This window comes from Desulfovibrio sp. (assembly GCF_034006445.1).
GTDB lineage: Bacteria > Desulfobacterota > Desulfovibrionia > Desulfovibrionales > Desulfovibrionaceae > Desulfovibrio.
Genome location: NZ_JAVESS010000002.1, coordinates 266266 through 283198, shown reverse-complemented (window position 1 = coordinate 283198; position 16933 = coordinate 266266). Strand labels below are relative to the sequence as shown.

Below are 16933 nucleotides of genomic sequence, written 5' to 3'. Positions count from 1 at the left end.
TGGCAAGGCGCGAACTTTTTTTGAAGCAGGAGTGGACTCTTCCGTCCTCGACTGTTTTAAAAAAAGTGAAGCAACACAGCCAAACGGAATAAATCAGCGTTTCCTTTGAAATGCTTTGTGGGGGAGGGCCCCTTTTGAAAAAGGGTCTCCTCCCCCACGCCCCCACCCCCTAAAACTTTTACTGGTTTTGGGTTTTAGGCGGTTGGACAGGGCATACGCGTCAGTCAGGCCGTAAATCGCCTGTAATAACGGCGGGGCGCGATGCCCACCGCTTTTCCCCCGTTTATTATGGAACCGCGCGAGCGCTGACGGCGCGGACAAAAAGGCTCTCGCAGCATCAGGCTTGCCAGCAGCCGCACAGGGTTTTTCATGTCGCAGCATACCAACGATCAGGGCGGGCAGTCCCAATACAGCCTCTTTTCCACCGGCCCCACAGCCGAAGAGCGCCGCCGCGTCCAATGGCTCACGGCGGAGCTTGAACGGCACAACTATCTCTATCATACTAAGGACAAACCCGAAATCAGCGACGATCAGTTCGACGCCCTGTTTCGCGAACTGCAGGCCCTGGAAGACCGCTGGCCCGAACTGCGCTCGCCCCATTCGCCCACCTTGCGCGTGGGCGGCAAGCTCATCGACGGGCTTGCCAAAAAGGCGCACAGCCGCCAGATGTACGGTCTGGACAACGTGTTCTCCCTGGAGCAGTGGCAGGATTTTGCCGAGCGCATGCGCCGCGCCTGGGATGCAGATAGTAACGGCCCCCTGCCGTCAGGCTTCTGGTGCGACCCCAAGCTTGATGGGCTGGCTCTGGAAATCATCTACGTTGACGGCACCATGCAGGAGGCCCTCACCCGAGGTGACGGCGAGATAGGCGAAGTGGTCACCGAGGCCGTGCGCACCATCCGCACCGTGCCCCTGCGCCTTGCGGGGCCTGGGCCTTTTCCTTCCCGGCTGGAGGTGCGTGGCGAAGTTGTCATGTACAAAAAGGATTTTGCCGCTCTCAACGAAAAGCAGGAGGCCCTGGGACTGAAAACCTTTGCCAACCCCCGCAATGCCGCCGCCGGAACCCTGCGCCAGCTTGACATTTCCATCACCGCTTCACGGCCCCTGCGCTTTCTGGCGTACAGCCTTGGCGAGGCGAGGTGGCAGCCTGCCCCGGCCTGTACGCTGCAATCTGAAGCCATGGCTCGGCTCAGGGAATACGGGTTTCTTACACCGCCCGACGGCAAATTGTGCGAGAGCGTCCAGGCTGTGGAAGACTATGCCCAATGGGTCAGGGAGCACAGGCCGCAGTTCAGGATGGAGATTGACGGCGCAGTGGCAAAGCTGGACAATCTTGAGGCCCAGCAGGCTCTTGGCTTCACGGCGCGCGCGCCGCGTTTTGCCGTTGCCTTCAAGTTTCCCGCCGAGCAGGCGCAGACCCTTTTGAAGGATATTGAAATCCAGGTGGGCCGCACAGGCGTGCTGACGCCTGTGGCTGTGCTTGAGCCCATAGCCGTGGGCGGCGTTATGGTCTCCCGTGCGACCCTGCACAATGAGGACGAAATACGCAGCCGTGATGTGCGCGTGGGCGATACAGTCATGGTGCGCCGCGCTGGCGACGTGATCCCCGAAGTGGTGGGCCCTGTGCTTGATAAACGCCCGCAAGGCACGGAAGAATATGCCTTCCCGCACAGTTGCCCTGCCTGCGGGCAGCCCGCCTACCGTGAGGAAGGCGAAGCCGCCTGGCGTTGCGAAAATATGGCCTGTCCCGCCATCCGCCTGCGGGCCATCAGCCATTTTGTCTCCAAGGCAGGGCTTGATATTTCCGGCGTCGGGCAAAAGTGGATAGAACAGCTGGTCACCAGCGGTCGCGTAAAATCCCCGGCGGATCTTTTCACCCTGACGGTTGAAGAACTGCTGGGTTTTGAGCGCATGGGCGAGGTGCTGGCGCAAAAATTTGTGGGCGCGCTAGAGGAGGCCAGGCATACCGCCACCTTGCCGCGTCTGATCAGCGCCCTGGGCATCCGCCATGTGGGAGAACAGACCGCCCGCACGCTGGCTGTGCATTTTCACAGTCTGGACGAACTGGAAAAGGCCAATGCCGAGGCATTGCAGGGCCTGCCTGATGTGGGGCCGGAGGTGGCGTCCTCCATCCGCAATTTCTTCGACAGTCCCGCCAACAGGGAGCAACTCGCCCGCTTCAAGGCCCTCGGCCTGTGGCCGCTGGGCGCCCGCGCGGGAATAAACGGCGGGCACGAGGCAGAGGGCGGGGCAGCCGGAGAGGGAGCATCCGTATCTGGCCCGCTGGCCGGAAAAACCGTACTTTTTACCGGGAGCCTGAGCGTGCCGCGCAGCCAGGCCGAAAAGCTCGCCGAGGCTGCCGGGGCCACGCCCCTTGGCGGGGTCAGCAAAAAGCTCAACTATCTTGTGGCTGGCGAAAAAGCTGGCAGTAAACTTGAAAAAGCGCAAACATTGGGCGTAACCGTACTCGATGAAACGGAGTTTATGGGCATGTTGCGTGAAGCCGGTGTGATTTTTGAATAATTTGAATGCAAAGTGAGTGAAGCATGAGCACATCCATCATCGTGGTAGGGGCTAACGGACGCATGGGCAGAACCATCAGCCAACTCGTAGACGCAGAACCGGCGTTCAACCTTGCCGGTATGGTGGACAGCAAAGAGCATGTGGGAAAGCTCGCTGGATCGCCGTGCCCCGTGGGGGACAGCCTGGCGGCCGTGCTGCCTCAGGCTCCGGGGGCGGTAACCATCGACTTTACCGCGCCAGCCGTGAGCCTGCAGTCGGCGCGCACCGTGGCTGAAAGCGGCCGCGCCCTCGTTATCGGCACCACGGGCTTTACGGATGCAGAAAAGGACGAACTGCGGGAACTGGCAAAGCGCGCGCCCATTTTCTGGTCGTCCAACATGAGCATCGGCATTAACGTGCTCTACAAGATTCTGCCGGAACTGACCCGCGCCCTGGGCGATACGTACGACATTGAAATGGTGGAACTGCACCACAACCACAAAAAGGACAGCCCCAGCGGCACGGCTCTGACTCTGGGCGAATGCCTGGCCGACGCGCGCGGCTGGAAGCTTAACGATGTGCGCTGCTCATCCCGCGACGGCATCATCGGCGAAAGGCCCAAGGCGCAGATAGGTATTCAGGCCATTCGCGGCGGTGATGTGGTGGGCGTGCACACAGTGTATTTTATGGGGCCTGGCGAACGCATTGAAGTCACCCATCAGGCCCATTCGCGTGAAAATTTCGCGCAGGGCGCGCTGCGTGCCGCCGCATGGCTGGCCGGGCAAAAGCCGGGGAAACTGTACAGCATGCAGGACACGTTTTAGGGAAACGCTGATGTATTCCGTTTGGCAGCGTTGCTTCATTTTTTTGAAACAGTCGGGGGCGGAAGAGCTTACTTCTGCTTCAAAAAAAGATCCCGCCTTGCCAAGCGAAATACCAGCGCGTTTTCCGGAGGCTCTTTACTCCGCGCTTACCTGGAATTGATCTGTCTGGCGGCCATTGGCGGTTTTTGCAATACGGTTTTGCCAAATGAAAAAGCCCGGCGGGAATATCCGCCGGGCTTTTGTGCGTTGCATGCCGCTGAATCCTGGCTGTCAGCGCCTGTTCAGCACCAGAACCGAGCCAAGAATAAGCACGCCACCCACGATGATGCGCGGGCCGGGCACGTCGCCAAGCACAATCCATGCGGCCACAATGGCGTACACAGGTTCCAGGGTAATGATGAGCGCTGCCTGCCGCGCCTTGAGCACCGTGAGGCTGCCGATAAAAAGAACATAGGCCAATGCGGAACACAAAAGGCCCAGGCAGGCGATCCACAACCAGTCCAGGGCCCGTACCTCGGCGAACTGCCACCATGTGAAAGGCAAAAGAAAAACAACAGTGACCACATTTTGCCACCATGTGGTTTGCAGGCTGGGCAAATGCGCGGCAAAACGGCGGTTGGCAATGGTCACAAGCGCGTAGGCAAGCCCGGACATCACCCCCAGCAAGAGGCCAGCCGTGCCGTCATGGGCCAGGGAAAAAGAGGGCGCGGTACACACAAGCCCCAGTGTAACAAGGGCCAGACATTGCAGTTCCCTTCTGCTCGGGCGCTCCCTGAACGCCATGGACTCAAAAAGCATGGTAAATGCGGGAAAGCAGGCGAAGCCCAAGGTGCCCACCGCGACCCCGCCGACCTGAATGCCCATAAAAAACGTCACATAATGGGCGGCAAGCAGCACACCGGTTATCATGAGGCCCAGCAGTTCGCTTGTATTGAGACCGTGCCAGGGTATCTGCCCTTTTTTCACGCCCACCAGGGCAAGGGCAGCCACGGCAAAACCAGCTCTGCCGCACACGAGCACTGATGCCGAACATTGGCATAACCTGCCAAACAGGCCGGATACGCCAAAAAGCAGCGTGGCCGCATGGGCGCGGAACAGCGCGCGGTGCAAGGCATTGCCGGGCTCTGCTGTTGGTTGTGAAACTGCTGGTAGTGCCTCGGGCGCGGCAGCCTTCTGCGATGTACGTTCTTGAACAGGGGGAGGTGCCATTATTTGTCCTTGCGGATGGGTGTACTCAGGTTGCCTTTACGCCAGTGCAGGCAGATGCGCAAGTTGACTGTCAATAAAGGAAATTGCCTACTCAGGAATACGAATCGGGGGATCGTATTGAACTGCTTGAAAATATTTTTGAAAAATAAGTCTAGATTTTATCTTGAAACTTTGCTGTAACTAGTGTAGCGCAGTAGAGAAGATGGCGTAACACGATGTCCGGCAGCCTGTAGCCGGGCGCATTGCAACAGCACAGCTATTTTCCCGGGGGCATCATGCCGCAGGTCGCAGCACGAATTAATGACGAACAAGAACGTTGGCTCAAAGACTATTTTCGCACAAAAAGTGCCGGAGCGGAGTTTATTCTGCCCTGGGCTGTAGATACGTTTTTTCGGGCTATTACAAGCATTAAGCACATGTTCAGCGGTCCGGAACTCAAGACCATTGTTGAAGCCCACAAGGACATGAAGCTCATGCCCGATCACACGCGGCTTTCCTATCTTATGTTGCGGGTTTCTGACGCCTGCGACGTGGGCGGCGTGCATCTGCGCCATGGGGCCAGCAAGTCGAGCCTTGAGTCCAAGATAAAAAGTCTGGACGATACGCAGGCAACGGCCCTTATGGTTTGGGCTTCGGCCTTTTGGGTCAGCCGCAATTGCTCGGCGGAAAACCTGGATGAGTACATCAAGGCATATTGATCTTTTGGTGTGAAGTTCGTAATTTTCAGGCCGCTTGTGCGGCCTTTTTTATTGGGATAATGCCGACCGCCGCCAAGGCTTCTGTAAGCAGCCCGGCCTGTTTGCGGCCTGCTCACCTTGGCTTGCAGGCAAAAGATCATTGGCGCAGTTTACGAATGGAGTGAGTTGACTGCGCTGCAAGATTTTCCTGAAAATCCTTGCCACGAAATGCGCGCAGGCAGGCTTTTGCCAGCCGCACACGAGCATTTCAGGTGGTAAATGCTCCAGTCGCCGTCGTTGAACGGGGGAAAGAAACATGCTCAAGATTCTACGCGCCAAGCTGCACGGCATTCGGGTTACCCAATGCGCGCTCGACTATCACGGCTCCATTACCCTTGATCCCGAGGTGTGCAAGCTGGCGGGCATCATGCCGCTTGAATTTGTGTACATATGGAACAAAAACAGCGGGCAGCGCATATCCACCTATGTTATTTACGGCGAGGCCGGGTCGCGCTGCTGCATCCTCAACGGCGCCGCAGCCCGCACCTGCCAGATAGGGGATGAGGTCATCATCGGCGCATTCGAGTACGTGGCCGGCCCGCAGGACATCTGCCAGCGCGAACCCATTGTGCTGACCTTTGATGCCCAGAACAATATTGAAGAGCGGCTGCGCTATGTGGTTGCGCAGGATGGCGATGATATGGCCTTCAGCATTGTGCCTGACCCCTTGTAATGGTTTACGACAATTTTATTTTGCAATGCTTTGTGGGGGAAGGACCTTTTTGTAAAAGGATCCTTCCCCACACCCCCTCCCCCTAAAACGTTTATTGTGTTGTGCTAATCGGGGATGGGCAGAGACGGTTTTTTGCGGGCATCACACTTTCTCAGTTTTATCTTTTCCAGCCCGTGCTGAACAAAAGACCCGGCAATGCCGGGTCTTTTGTTTTATGGTTGTGCAACAGGGGTTACTTTATGCCATTACCGCTTGCTGACGTGGTTCTTGTGGCTCATGAAGTAGCCAATGCCAAGAATAATGAACCAAATGGGCGTGGTGAACATGGCCATGCGGGTGTCGGCCTCAAATGTCAGCAGCACGAGCACCACAGCAAAGAATATCCAGCATATCCAGCAGGAGAAGACTCCGCCGGGGAGCTTGAACTTTGAGGTCTCATGACGTTCGGGGTGACGCTTGCGGTACACCACGTAGGAATACAGAATCATGGACCACACGAATATGAAGCAGACCGACGAGATGGTCGTCATGACGGTAAAGGCCGCCATGATGGTGGGCATGATAATGAGCATGGACGCGCCGATCAGCAGGCAGAGGCAGGAGAACAGCAGGCCGTTGGCCGGCACCCTGCTTGAAGAGAGCCGCCCGAAGGCCTTGGGAGCAACGCCCACCAGCGAGAGGCCGTAGAGCATGCGGCTTGTGGAGTAAATGCCGCTGTTGGCCGAGGACGCCGCCGATGTCAGCACCACAAAGTTGACGATGCTCGCCGCAGCAGGAATGCCCACTGCCACAAAGGTGTGCACAAAGGGGCTGGTTTCGGGGTTAATGTCCGACCACGGCGTGATGCACATGATGGCCACCAGGGCGAACACGTAAAAGAACACGATACGGAAGGGGATGGTGTTGATGGCCTTGGGCAGGTTGACTTCGGGGTCTTTGGCCTCGGCGGCCGTGGTACCGATAAGCTCAATGCCCACAAAGGCGAACATTGCTATCTGGAAGCCCGCAAAGAAGCCGAAAGCCCCCTTGGGGAACCATCCTCCATATTCCCAAAGGTTGGACACAGAAGCCGCGTGTCCCGACACCGAGGATGTGAAGCCCGTCATCACCATTGCGATTCCGGCAAGAATGATGGCTACGATGGCCACAATCTTGATGGAAGCGAACCAGAACTCCATTTCGCCGAACAGATTCACCGAAACAAGGTTAAGAATCATGATCAGCAATACAAAGAGGATGGAAGGAATCCATACGGATAGGGTCGGGAACCAGAAATGAAAGTACGAGGCAATGGCGATAACGTCCGCCGTACCTGTGACAATCCAGCAGAACCAGTATGTCCAGCCGACAAAAAATCCTGCCCAGGGGCCTACGATATCCTCCGCCATGTCGGTAAAGGATTTGTATTTAAGGTTGGAGAGTAGCAGTTCGCCCATGGCCCGCATAACGAGATACAGGAATGCCCCGATAATGGCATAGACGAAAATGATTGATGGGCCGGCAAGGTTGATGGTTTTGCCGGAGCCCATGAACAGACCCGTACCAATGGCGCCGCCAATGGCTATGAGCTGAATGTGCCTTTGACTTAGTCCACGCTTGAGAGTGTGCGATTCTTCTTGTCCCACGGGGGGTGTGGGGATCTCGCTCATGATACGTCTCCCTGTTTTGGTTTTAGAGCAATTTCAAGGTGAAATTGCTCTGGCGACTGTGTGAGCAGAAGCCCGCCGTGAAGGTGTAAGCGCAATTTACTTGCGCTGTTAAGCACCGAAGCGAGCGTATCTTTAACTTTGAGAATGTACATTCTCAAAGTTAATCTGCCCTAGTGCGCCGATTTTCGTGACATCAGGCAAGGTTGCTTCACAGGCAGAAGCTTGCCGCTTCAGGCAGAGGTTTCTGCAGTGTCATTGCAAAAGTTCTCCTCCTTGTGCTTCAATGTGTTAATAAACGGCGCTGACAGCCTCATTACGGCCAGTACTGACACAGTAAAGAACAGACTGCTGGCTGTCCGTTTGAGGTGGAACGGCCAGAAAGTCTGTTGCGGCAGGTGAATTATAAAAGATCTTCAACGCGTGACCCACCCGTGCAAAGGGTGGAATGCGCACCAGGGACGTCTCATGCTGCAATGTCGGTGCAGGGGCGAAGCTGGTTCGCCTTGCGGACATTTCACGACGCGTATTTTTATAAAATAACGCGCAGAGCGGATGCCCCTTTATAAGGATAATCCGCGTCAGAAGATGGCGTCCAAGGCCACAAAGCCAATGGCTGAAGCAGGCTGGGCAAGAAGAGAGGTGATGCCAGATTTTGTCGGTACGGCTGGCCGCCCGCAGAACCTGCGGGCGCGATCCGACTTGTGGTCAGTGATGGGTATTGTACCTTAGAGAAGCCACGCACCGAGGCGGAGCCATAGAATAGAACAACGCCATGACAAGTCATCCCGTCAAGAGAGTTAACTTCTGTCATTAGCGTTCGCCAACTTCAGAGTGCGTCCGACCATGATCCTTTTGCCTGAGAGTTTCGATTGCTCTTGCCCCTTCGGCGTGCTGTCAAGCAGCAAGCTCTCTCATGGTCGTCATTCGCGTTGGGCTGGATATTTGCAACATTGTTGCAAACTCTTGTGAATATAATTTCATGCTAATACAAACATGTCAACCAGGTTTTATGATTGACAATGATTATAGCCAAGCCGTTTGGGGCAAAAGAGCGGCGCACTGCATGTAGGATGCGGAATTGTAGAAGAGGGGCGAAAGTTGCCTTGCGGCAAGAGCAAAATAAAAGATAAAAAGCCGGGCAGCGTGAAATCTCACGGCCTGACTGCGTATGACGCTATTCAGTATACAGCGTCAGGTAAAGGTCGCCTTGCCATGGCCCCACGCGCTTGCCCAGACCGCGCAGGCGAACGGGCCTGCCCACAGAAAAATCCGGCGGCAGGGTTATTTCAACAGTTTTGAGCTCTGCCTGGAGCCCCTGGCGGATCTGCAGGCGCACACGGCAACCCGGCGCAAGATTGCTTGCGGGCAGGGTAAGGCTTTGTTCCTCGTCAATCTGGCGGCGCAGCCAGTCCTTGACCATGCCGGTGACGCCACGGGCCATTTCAGAAGACCATGTGGCGGTGCTCCCGGCCAGATTCTCTTTATGCAGCGCGGCGTTTTTCTTTACTTTTGCCGCCTTGGGCTTTGCGCGATTTTGCGGGGCGGATTCCGCCTCCTGCTGTCGCGGTTCTTCCTGCTGCGCTTTCTCTGCCTGCTGCTTGTTCAGTTCGCTGTAAATATCTTCAAAAACACGGCGGGCAAAAGGATCATTGAGCAGATCGCGCAGCACGTCCTGCTCGGCATATGCCGTTCCCGCAGTGTCGGCGCGGGAATTTTCGGCCTGCTCCCCGGCAGCGGCTTTACCCTCTGCGCCGTTCTGACCGCCTTGCGCCGTGTCTGCCTGCCCGGTGTCTTGCTTCTTTTCCTGGCTTCCAGGGGCTTTTGCGGTTTCTTCGCCGGAGGGCGGGGGCTGGGACGTACCTTTGTTTTCCTGTTTGGCATCGGCCGGGTCAGAGTCTTTGGTGCCCGCGCTTTCCTTTTTGTTTTTGCGCGCTTCCTGGCGAGCTTCTTGCCGCGCTTCCTGGCGCGCTTCGCTCTTTTTTCTTACCTCATCCTCATGTGTGAGAATGCCGGAAAGAGCGACATAGGCCTCGTTAAGCAACTGAAAATCCCGGCTGGCCTCGGCGTTTCCGGGGTTCAGGTCGGGGTGCAGTTCAAAGGCGCGCCTGCGGTAAGCCCTTTTTACAGCAGCAAGGTCGGCGTTTTTCTCAAGTTTGAGAATGGCGTAGCATTCCTTGAGCGATATCTGGCGGGTGCGGCGTCGCATGACTTACTTGAGGATAAGGGCGTTGGCTTCGCAACTGCTGTCATTGGCCAGCAGGCCATTTTGCAGCAGATAGTCGCGCCCGGCCTGGGCAAAGTCGGCGTGCCGGGTTTCCGGGCGGATGCCGGGGCAGAACTCCTTGGCCATGGAAAGACTCGCGGAATCTTCAATGTTGCCGCGAAAGAAAGGCCATGCGCGGCATATGGCGGGTTTGCCCCCGTGTACGCCGCAGCCTTGCCCCTGTTTGAAAAAGACGCAGTAGCCGTCGGAACCGCTGCGTATCTTCAGCTTGCCCCCGACATGGTAGCAGTAACGCTCAACAACGCTTTCCGGGCTCTGGCCCATGTGGGCAGCCAGGCGCGCAAGGTCGGTGGGGCTGACCACAATACCGCCGCGGCCTTCGCAGCAATGGCCGCACATGCGGCAATCGAAAACAGTCTCCGGTGCAACAGGCATGAGTTTATCCTTGAGTCTTGGCAGCGTTGGGCAGCAGGCGGGCGTGTTCCACCATGATGCAGGCGTCTTCAACCACGGTGATGTCTGTGGAGTTCAGCAGCGCGCGTGCTTCGGGCGACCGTATGCCCAGTTGCATCCAGAAAAGTGAAGGCCGCCAGGGTAAGGCCAGTACTTCGCGGGCGTGACCCGGGCAATACTCTGGAGCGCGAAAAAGGTTGATGATGTCCACGGGGCAGGGCAGGGCCGCAAGATTGGGGTAGGCCGTGAGGCCCCATACCGTCGCGCGCACGGGGTGCACAGGGTAGACCTCGTAGCCCGCGTCCAGAAGGTAGCGGCCCACGCGGTCAACGGCCTGGCCAGGTTTGTCCTTGGCGCCCACTATGGCAATGCGCCGCGCCTGCTCAAGCAGCCTGCGCAATTCAGTATGATCCTGCATATGGCCCTCAAAAAAAAGATGTCAGACCGCCTGCCCCGTTGCAAAAGGTGGTCTGATATCCTAGACGGCTACGGAAAAATGCGCAAGCTTTCCTGATAAAAGGAATTGAGCCGCTCAAAGTGCCGGTTGGATATGTTCCTTGCCACTGCCCTTGCCTTTTGCCGACGGCCGCACCGGGCCGGAAAACAGCGGCGTGATGGCGATGATCTTGTCCGTTTTGCCAAAAAGGTAAACAACGTCGCCAGGTTCAAACACGTCGTCCGCTCCGGGGGAGGCATGGGTGATCCCTTCGCGCAGGATGGCGATGACCGTGACCGCATGGCGGCGGCGCAACTCGCTCTGGGCAAGGCTCTGCCCGCACAGGGGCGAGGCCGCCCCAAGACGCACGGCCTGCACGCCCATGTCCGGCAGGCGGTTTATGGTGCTGCTCAGCGAGTCTTCAGGGGAGCTCATGCGGCGGATCATACGGTAGTTTTCCTGACGTATGCGGGCCGCAAACGTATCAATATCCTGTCGGGGCACAAGATACTGGGTGAGAACACGGGTGAAAATCTCGATGGAGGTTTCAAATTCTTCGGCAATGACTTCGTCTGCGCCCAGTTGCCGCAATGCCGCCACCTCGGTCACAAACCGCGTGCGGGCAATGATGTGCAGGTTGGGGTTGAAGCGGCGGGCCTCAATGGTAATGGCTCTCACGGCCGAGGGATCGGAAATGACGATCACAAGCACCCGCGCCCTGGTGACGCCAAGGTGTTCCAGCACCACGGGCTGCGAGGCGTCGCCGTGGGCAATGGGTTCTTTGTTGCGGTAGCGGCTGACGGTTTCGGGGTTCATTTCCAGAATGGTGTATTCAATGCCCGATTCCTTGGCCACGTGGGCCAGATGCTTGCCGCTGATGCCGAAGCCCACGATGATAAGGTGATCTTTCAGATGACTCTTGCCGTCGTCGGCTTCCGCCGTCTGCGCGGACGCGCTCTGCTGTCCGGCCAGTTTGTCGGCCAGGCGCGGGGCAATGAGCATGAGGCCTGGGGTAAGCATCATGGTCAGCACGCTGACATCCAGAAAGTTCTGATAGGCCTCCATGTCGAAAAGCCCTGCGGCCAGGCCCGATGCCGCCAGAACAAAGCCAAATTCACCCACCTGCGCCAGCGAAAGAGAGGTAATGATGGCCGCGCGCAGGGGATAGCCCTGCACCAGAACGGCGGGCAGGGTGAGCAGGCTTTTGACCACGATGAACAGAGCCGTGAGCCCGATGATGGAAAAGAAGTGCTGGCCGAAAAAATCCACGTTGAGCATCATGCCCACGGAGATGAAAAAAAGGCTCATGAAAACGTCGCGGTAGGGCAGAATGCCCGAAATGACGCTCATGCTGTATTCGGATCTGGCCAGCAGAAGGCCAGCCATAAACGCGCCCAGCGACAGCGAAAGGCCCAGCGTGTTTGTCAGCAGGGCCATGCCGAGGCACAGGCCCAGGGTGGTGAGCAGCAGGATTTCTCTGGTGCGGGTTCGCACCACCGCTTCCATAAGGCGGTCAAGGCCGAAGCGCGCGAAAAGCAGCACGCCACCCAGCGCCAGAACCACCCACAGGGTGGAAAAAAGGGCGTCTTTGAGCGAGAGGTCGAGGGTGCCGGAAAGCAGGGGCACACACAGCAGCATGGGAGCCACCATGATGTCCTGAAAAACCAGAATGGCGAGAGACAGGCGGCCCGTCGGCGTATTGGTTGAACCGCGCTCCTGCATGATGCGCAGCACAATGGCCGAGGACGAAAGCGCGACCAGGCACCCCATAAAGATGCCCTGCTGATAGGTATAGCCGCCAAAAAGGGCAAGGCCCATGACGGCCAGAACCGTAAGCCCGATTTGCAGGCTGCCGCCCAGAAAAACAGGCCGTTTCAGCCGGTTGAGGGCCTCGCCTGAAAGCTCCATGCCTATGGTGAACAGCAGCATGGCCACGCCGATTTCGGCCACATGGTCAATGGCGTCACGGTCGCTGACTATGCCGAGCAGCGAAGGGCCGCACAAAACGCCCGTAAGCAGAAAACCCACCGTGGCGGGCAGCTTGATTTTATTGCAGGTAACGGTGACGAAGATAGAGAGCAGAAAAATGGTGACTATTTCATAAAGTAAGGGCACGTCCATGGGGCCTCCGTGGCCGAAAAATAGCATTGCACCCACTGGCGTGCAAGTCTCTTCAATGAATACAGCTAAGTAGCTTATTTTTAAAAGGGCAGAGCCTGAGAGGGAGGGCGGTTTCAGATGCGAAAAGCAGAAATTATGGCCCGTGTGCAGGTCTTGCCGCACCTGTCGTGCGCGGGGAATCGGCGTCACAAACAAGCAACCGGGATGCAGCAAATGGTGAGCAGAAACTGGAGCGTCCTAGAATGAAATACGGGAGGGCACCTCTAGCGCGGGTTGAAGCATAATAACTTTGGGCTGGTGTGCTGGAAGGGCCGTCTCTGGTCTCTAGAGCATTTAACACTTGAAATACTCGCGTACGGCAGGCAAAAGCCCGCCTGCTCGCATTTCGTGGCAAGGATTTTTCAGAAAAATCCTTGCAGAGCATTTAACTCATTTCATTCGTAAACTGCTCTAGCTTCGGTACAGAGAACACCTTGCGAGACAAAAAAGAGCGACAGGAGTTTTGGGGGGTGGGGGTGTGGGGGAGGAGACCCTTTTGCAAAAGGGTCCCTCCCCCACAAAGCGTTTCAACGTTAATCTGCTCTGACGCGCTAAATTTTTACAAGATCGTATTTGCGGCTGCCGAGGCCGATTTCTTCGCCGTACTTGAGCTGTACCGGGCCAAGGGTGTGGGGCCAGCGTGCCGTGAATTTGTCCTGCTTGCCTTTTTTATCGCAGCATTCGCCGCTCAGGCTGGGGGCCTTGTTCACGAGGTCGAAGCAGGCCTGATCCAGGGCGACGGGGTCGGTGGAGGCCAGTATGCCGATATTGGGCACCATGGGCATGTCGCTCCAGCCCACGCAGTCACAGTCCGGCGTGACATTGAGTACAAAGTTGATGTAGCAGATGCGCTTTTTTCTGCCCTTGACCACGCCATAGGCGTACTCGGTCAAGCGCTCCATGAAGGGTTCCACTTCCGTATCCCAGTCAACGCTGATGGCAGCGGCGGGACAGACCGTCATGCATTCAAAGCAACCCACGCAACGGGATATGTCCACCTTGCTTTTTTTCTTTTGCATGCTCAGGGCGTCCTGAGGACAGGCGCGCACGCACTTGCCGCAGCCGATACAGGTGTCTTCGTTCACGCTCACATGGGTGGCGTGCTGTTCCCTCTTGCCGCGTACCGAAGCGCCGCCCATGGCAAGATTTTTGATGGCGCCGCCGAATCCGGCCATCTGATGGCCCTTGAAATGGCTCAGCACGACCAGGGCCGGAGCCTTGTTGATTTCGGTAGCGATGTGGACTTCTTTGAAATGCTTGCAGTTGATGCGCACCGGCACGTCGTTGTCGCCAAACAGCCCGTCTGCGATAACCACAGGAGCGGCCACCACGGATGGGGCAAATCCTTGCAGATATGCGGTTTGCAGATGGTCAACCGCATTGTGCCTGCTGCCGGAGTACAGTGTTGTGGTGTCTGTAAGAAAAGGCTTGCCGCCAGCGGCGGTGATTTTGTTGATAACCTGGCGCACCAGGGTGGGGTTCAGGTGCGTATCGTTGCCGTATTCGCCAAAATGCAATTTTACAGCAGTTAACTCATTTTTTTTGATGAACTTTTTGAAGTTAAGGGCATCGCACAGACGAGCCACTTTGGCGAGATTGCTTTCTTCATGGGAGCGGGATTGGCTGTCTGTATAAAAAACTTTGGCGGGCATGGGGTTCCTCCGAATAATTTGCGTTTAGGAAACGCTGATTTATTTTGTTTGGCGGTGTTGCTTCACTTTTTTTGAAACAGTCGAGGACGGAAGAGTCCACTCCTGCTTCAAAAAAAGATCGCGCCTTGCCAAACGAAATAACTGCGCGTTTCCAGAATACTCTTTAATCAGTGCTTTCTTTAACATATTTTGTCACCATCTGCCGCCACACGCAAGAGGAAGTAAACGGCAAGAGGAGCATGGCCTATGGGCACGCATATTGCTTGACAAGCGGCCGTCTCAAGAATAACCTTATTCAGTTTTATATCTCAATAAAACAGCACGTTAGCCAATGCCCATAAGGAGGCTCCATGGCAGTTTATGTTGTAGATCATCCTCTTGTTCGCCACAAGATTGGTATTTTGCGTATGGAGTCCACCTCCACCAGCGAATTTCGCAGCGTATCCAATGAAGTGGCAGGTCTGCTTATTTATGAAGCCACCAAGGGTTTTCGCACTGAAAAGCACACGGTGCAAGGGTGGGCCGGGCCTGTTGAAATTGAGGCCATTTCCGGCAAAAAGGTCACTGTTGTGCCCATCCTGCGCGCGGGTATAGGCCTTATGGACGGCGTGCTGGACATGATTCCCGGCGCCAAGATCAGCGTTGTGGGCCTGTACCGCAATGAAGAAACCCTGCAGCCGGTTGAATACTACGTCAAGCTCGCCAGCGACATGGATCAGCGCCTTGCCATTATTCTTGACCCCATGCTGGCCACGGGCGGCTCACTCATCGCCACCATAGAACTCTTGAAGCGCCACGGGTGCCGCAACATATGCAGCCTCAACCTGGTCTGCGCGCCGGAAGGCATAGCCAAAGTGCAGGCGGCGCACCCTGATGTGGATATCTATACCGCCGCCATTGACGACCACCTCAATGAAAACGGCTATATCATCCCTGGTCTCGGCGATGCCGGGGACCGTATTTTCGGTACCAAGTAAGTCCGCATCCACCCTGTAAAACCATCGAGGCCGCATATGAGCTCAGCCAGCCCACGGCGGGAATATCTGCCCACCGACTATAACCTGCGCTTCAGGGACTGCCTGATCGGCGCGCAGATGCTTTTTGTGGCCTTTGGCGCATTGGTGCTGGTGCCCATTCTTACCGGCCTGGACAGCAATGTGGCCCTGTTTACCGCTGGCGTCGGCACGTTGCTGTTCCAGGTATGCACAAGGGGCAAGGTGCCCATCTTTCTTGCGTCGTCCTTTGCCTTTATTGCGCCCATCATTTACGGGGTACAGACCTGGGGCATGGCCCAGACCCTCGGCGGCCTGGTTTTTTCGGGTTTTGTCTACTTTATCCTGAGCGGCCTCATCCGCTGGCGCGGCATTGATGTGGTGCTGCGCGTGCTGCCGCCAGTGGTTACCGGGCCTGTCATCATGGTTATCGGGCTGATTCTGGCCCCGGTAGCGGTGCACATGGCTCTCGGCAAGACCGGCGACGGCGCGGTGCAGCTTGTGCCCGAAGAAACGGCTCTGTGGGTATCAATGACATCCCTGCTGGTCACGGTGCTGGTGTCCTTGCTGGGCAAGGGCTTTTTGCGCCTCATGCCCATACTGTGCGGCATTGCGGCCGGTTTTGCGGTTTCACTGTATCTTGGCCTCGGCGACTGGACAAAGGTGGCCGCCACCCCGTGGATGAGCCTGCCGCATTTTACCTTTCCCGAATTTGCCTGGGAACCCATCCTTTTCATCATGCCCATAACCCTGGCCCCGGCCATTGAGCATTTTGGCGACGTTGTGGCCATCAGCTCCATTACCGGCAAGGATTACCTCAAGGATCCCGGCGTACACACCACCATGTTTGGCGACGGCGTCGCCACCATGGTAGCGGGCATGGTGGGCGGGCCGCCCTGCACCACCTATGCTGAAGTTATCGGCGCTGTGAGCCTGACCAGGGTGTTCAACCCCGCGGTCATGACCTGGGCGGCGCTGACGGCCATTCTGCTCTCCTTTGTGTCCAAGATCGGCGCGTTTCTGTCGTCCATACCCGTACCGGTCATGGGGGGCATCATGATCTTGCTCTTCGGGGCCATCATGGTGGTGGGCCTGAACACCCTTGTGCGCGCCGGAAAAGACCTGATGGAGCCAAGAAACATGATCATCGTGGCCCTCATCATCATCTTTGGCGTTGGCGGCATGCAGTTCAGCATCGGCAGTTTCAAGCTGGGCGGTATAGGCCTTGCGGCTGTGACGGGCGTGGTGCTCAACCTCTTTTTGCCGCGCAGCCGGTCCTAGAGCATTTTGCTTTTGAAACACTCCTTGTTTCAACGCATCATTCTGGCGAAAAACGTGGTTTGCGCCAGAATCCACGCCACTTCGTGGCGGCTGCCGCCTTCGCGTCAGCAGAGCAATTTCAAAGAGAAATTGCTCTAGACC

At 56.8% G+C, this 16933-nt stretch carries 13 protein-coding genes and 1 riboswitch; of the genes, 6 read left to right on the top strand and 7 right to left on the bottom strand.

Annotated elements, in window-relative coordinates; translation table 11 throughout:
* The first annotated feature begins 369 nt into the window (after window positions 1-369).
* Window positions 370-2523, top strand: a complete 2154-nt coding sequence (gene ligA / locus RBR41_RS03955; protein ID WP_320351248.1) for an NAD-dependent DNA ligase LigA — start codon at window positions 370-372, stop codon at window positions 2521-2523.
* 23 nt (window positions 2524-2546) lie between these two features.
* Window positions 2547-3326, top strand: coding sequence for a 4-hydroxy-tetrahydrodipicolinate reductase (dapB, locus tag RBR41_RS03950; RefSeq protein ID WP_320351245.1), 780 nt, complete (start codon window positions 2547-2549; stop codon window positions 3324-3326).
* A 270-nt stretch (window positions 3327-3596) separates the two neighbouring features.
* Here dapB and RBR41_RS03945 read toward each other — a convergent pair whose 3' ends face one another.
* Complete coding sequence (locus tag RBR41_RS03945; RefSeq protein ID WP_320351243.1) at window positions 3597-4535, bottom strand: DMT family transporter; 939 nt, start codon at window positions 4533-4535, stop codon at window positions 3597-3599.
* A gap of 275 nt (window positions 4536-4810) precedes the next feature.
* Between RBR41_RS03945 and RBR41_RS03940 the strand changes: the two genes are divergently transcribed.
* The gene (locus RBR41_RS03940) at window positions 4811-5233 is read left to right on the top strand and encodes a hypothetical protein (protein ID WP_179979434.1); all 423 of its coding nucleotides are present in this window, start codon (window positions 4811-4813) and stop codon (window positions 5231-5233) included.
* Between the two features lie 295 nt (window positions 5234-5528).
* Window positions 5529-5945, top strand: coding sequence for an aspartate 1-decarboxylase (gene panD, locus RBR41_RS03935; RefSeq protein WP_320351241.1), 417 nt, complete (start codon window positions 5529-5531; stop codon window positions 5943-5945).
* Window positions 5946-6190: 245 nt separating this feature from the next.
* Here the strand turns inward: panD and cycA are convergent, their stop codons facing one another.
* The 6 genes from cycA to RBR41_RS03905 all read right to left on the bottom strand — a co-directional run bounded on the left by cycA (window position 6191) and on the right by RBR41_RS03905 (window position 14519).
* Window positions 6191-7594: a D-serine/D-alanine/glycine transporter gene (gene cycA, locus RBR41_RS03930; protein ID WP_320351239.1), complete on the bottom strand. Its 1404-nt coding sequence runs from the start codon at window positions 7592-7594 to the stop codon at window positions 6191-6193.
* Window positions 7595-8428: 834 nt separating this feature from the next.
* A riboswitch (glycine riboswitch) is annotated at window positions 8429-8518 on the bottom strand.
* Window positions 8519-8768: 250 nt separating this feature from the next.
* Entirely contained in the window at window positions 8769-9800 is a 1032-nt protein-coding gene (locus RBR41_RS03925) for a J domain-containing protein (RefSeq protein ID WP_320351237.1), read from the bottom strand.
* Between the two features lie 3 nt (window positions 9801-9803).
* Window positions 9804-10253 (bottom strand): YkgJ family cysteine cluster protein, encoded by a 450-nt coding sequence (locus RBR41_RS03920; protein ID WP_320351235.1) that lies wholly within the window; start codon window positions 10251-10253, stop codon window positions 9804-9806.
* 4 nt (window positions 10254-10257) lie between these two features.
* On the bottom strand, window positions 10258-10689 hold the full coding sequence (locus RBR41_RS03915) for a CoA-binding protein (protein WP_320351233.1): 432 nt from the start codon (window positions 10687-10689) through the stop codon (window positions 10258-10260).
* Between the two features lie 114 nt (window positions 10690-10803).
* The gene (locus RBR41_RS03910) at window positions 10804-12828 is read right to left on the bottom strand and encodes a cation:proton antiporter (RefSeq protein ID WP_320351232.1); all 2025 of its coding nucleotides are present in this window, start codon (window positions 12826-12828) and stop codon (window positions 10804-10806) included.
* Between the two features lie 590 nt (window positions 12829-13418).
* Complete coding sequence (locus tag RBR41_RS03905) at window positions 13419-14519, bottom strand: DUF362 domain-containing protein (protein ID WP_320351231.1); 1101 nt, start codon at window positions 14517-14519, stop codon at window positions 13419-13421.
* A gap of 350 nt (window positions 14520-14869) precedes the next feature.
* Here RBR41_RS03905 and upp point away from each other — a divergent pair, with 350 nt between their 5' ends.
* Entirely contained in the window at window positions 14870-15496 is a 627-nt protein-coding gene (upp, locus tag RBR41_RS03900; protein WP_320351229.1) for a uracil phosphoribosyltransferase, read from the top strand.
* Window positions 15497-15532: 36 nt separating this feature from the next.
* The gene (locus RBR41_RS03895) at window positions 15533-16792 is read left to right on the top strand and encodes a uracil-xanthine permease family protein (RefSeq protein WP_320351227.1); all 1260 of its coding nucleotides are present in this window, start codon (window positions 15533-15535) and stop codon (window positions 16790-16792) included.
* Window positions 16793-16933: the final 141 nt, after the last annotated feature.

Bases quoted from the DNA above. Each gene is read 5' to 3' on its own strand.
- RBR41_RS03945 (WP_320351243.1), bottom strand. From the start codon at position 4,535: ATGGCACCTCCCCCTGTTCAAGAACGTACATCGCAGAAGGCTGCCGCG.
- cycA (WP_320351239.1), bottom strand. From the start codon at position 7,594: ATGAGCGAGATCCCCACACCCCCCGTGGGACAAGAAGAATCGCACACT.
- RBR41_RS03915 (WP_320351233.1), bottom strand. From the start codon at position 10,689: ATGCAGGATCATACTGAATTGCGCAGGCTGCTTGAGCAGGCGCGGCGC.
- panD (WP_320351241.1), top strand. From the start codon at position 5,529: ATGCTCAAGATTCTACGCGCCAAGCTGCACGGCATTCGGGTTACCCAA.
- RBR41_RS03920 (WP_320351235.1), bottom strand. From the start codon at position 10,253: ATGCCTGTTGCACCGGAGACTGTTTTCGATTGCCGCATGTGCGGCCAT.
- RBR41_RS03940 (WP_179979434.1), top strand. From the start codon at position 4,811: ATGCCGCAGGTCGCAGCACGAATTAATGACGAACAAGAACGTTGGCTC.
- RBR41_RS03895 (WP_320351227.1), top strand. From the start codon at position 15,533: ATGAGCTCAGCCAGCCCACGGCGGGAATATCTGCCCACCGACTATAAC.
- dapB (WP_320351245.1), top strand. From the start codon at position 2,547: ATGAGCACATCCATCATCGTGGTAGGGGCTAACGGACGCATGGGCAGA.
- RBR41_RS03905 (WP_320351231.1), bottom strand. From the start codon at position 14,519: ATGCCCGCCAAAGTTTTTTATACAGACAGCCAATCCCGCTCCCATGAA.
- ligA (WP_320351248.1), top strand. From the start codon at position 370: ATGTCGCAGCATACCAACGATCAGGGCGGGCAGTCCCAATACAGCCTC.
- upp (WP_320351229.1), top strand. From the start codon at position 14,870: ATGGCAGTTTATGTTGTAGATCATCCTCTTGTTCGCCACAAGATTGGT.
- RBR41_RS03910 (WP_320351232.1), bottom strand. From the start codon at position 12,828: ATGGACGTGCCCTTACTTTATGAAATAGTCACCATTTTTCTGCTCTCT.
- RBR41_RS03925 (WP_320351237.1), bottom strand. From the start codon at position 9,800: ATGCGACGCCGCACCCGCCAGATATCGCTCAAGGAATGCTACGCCATT.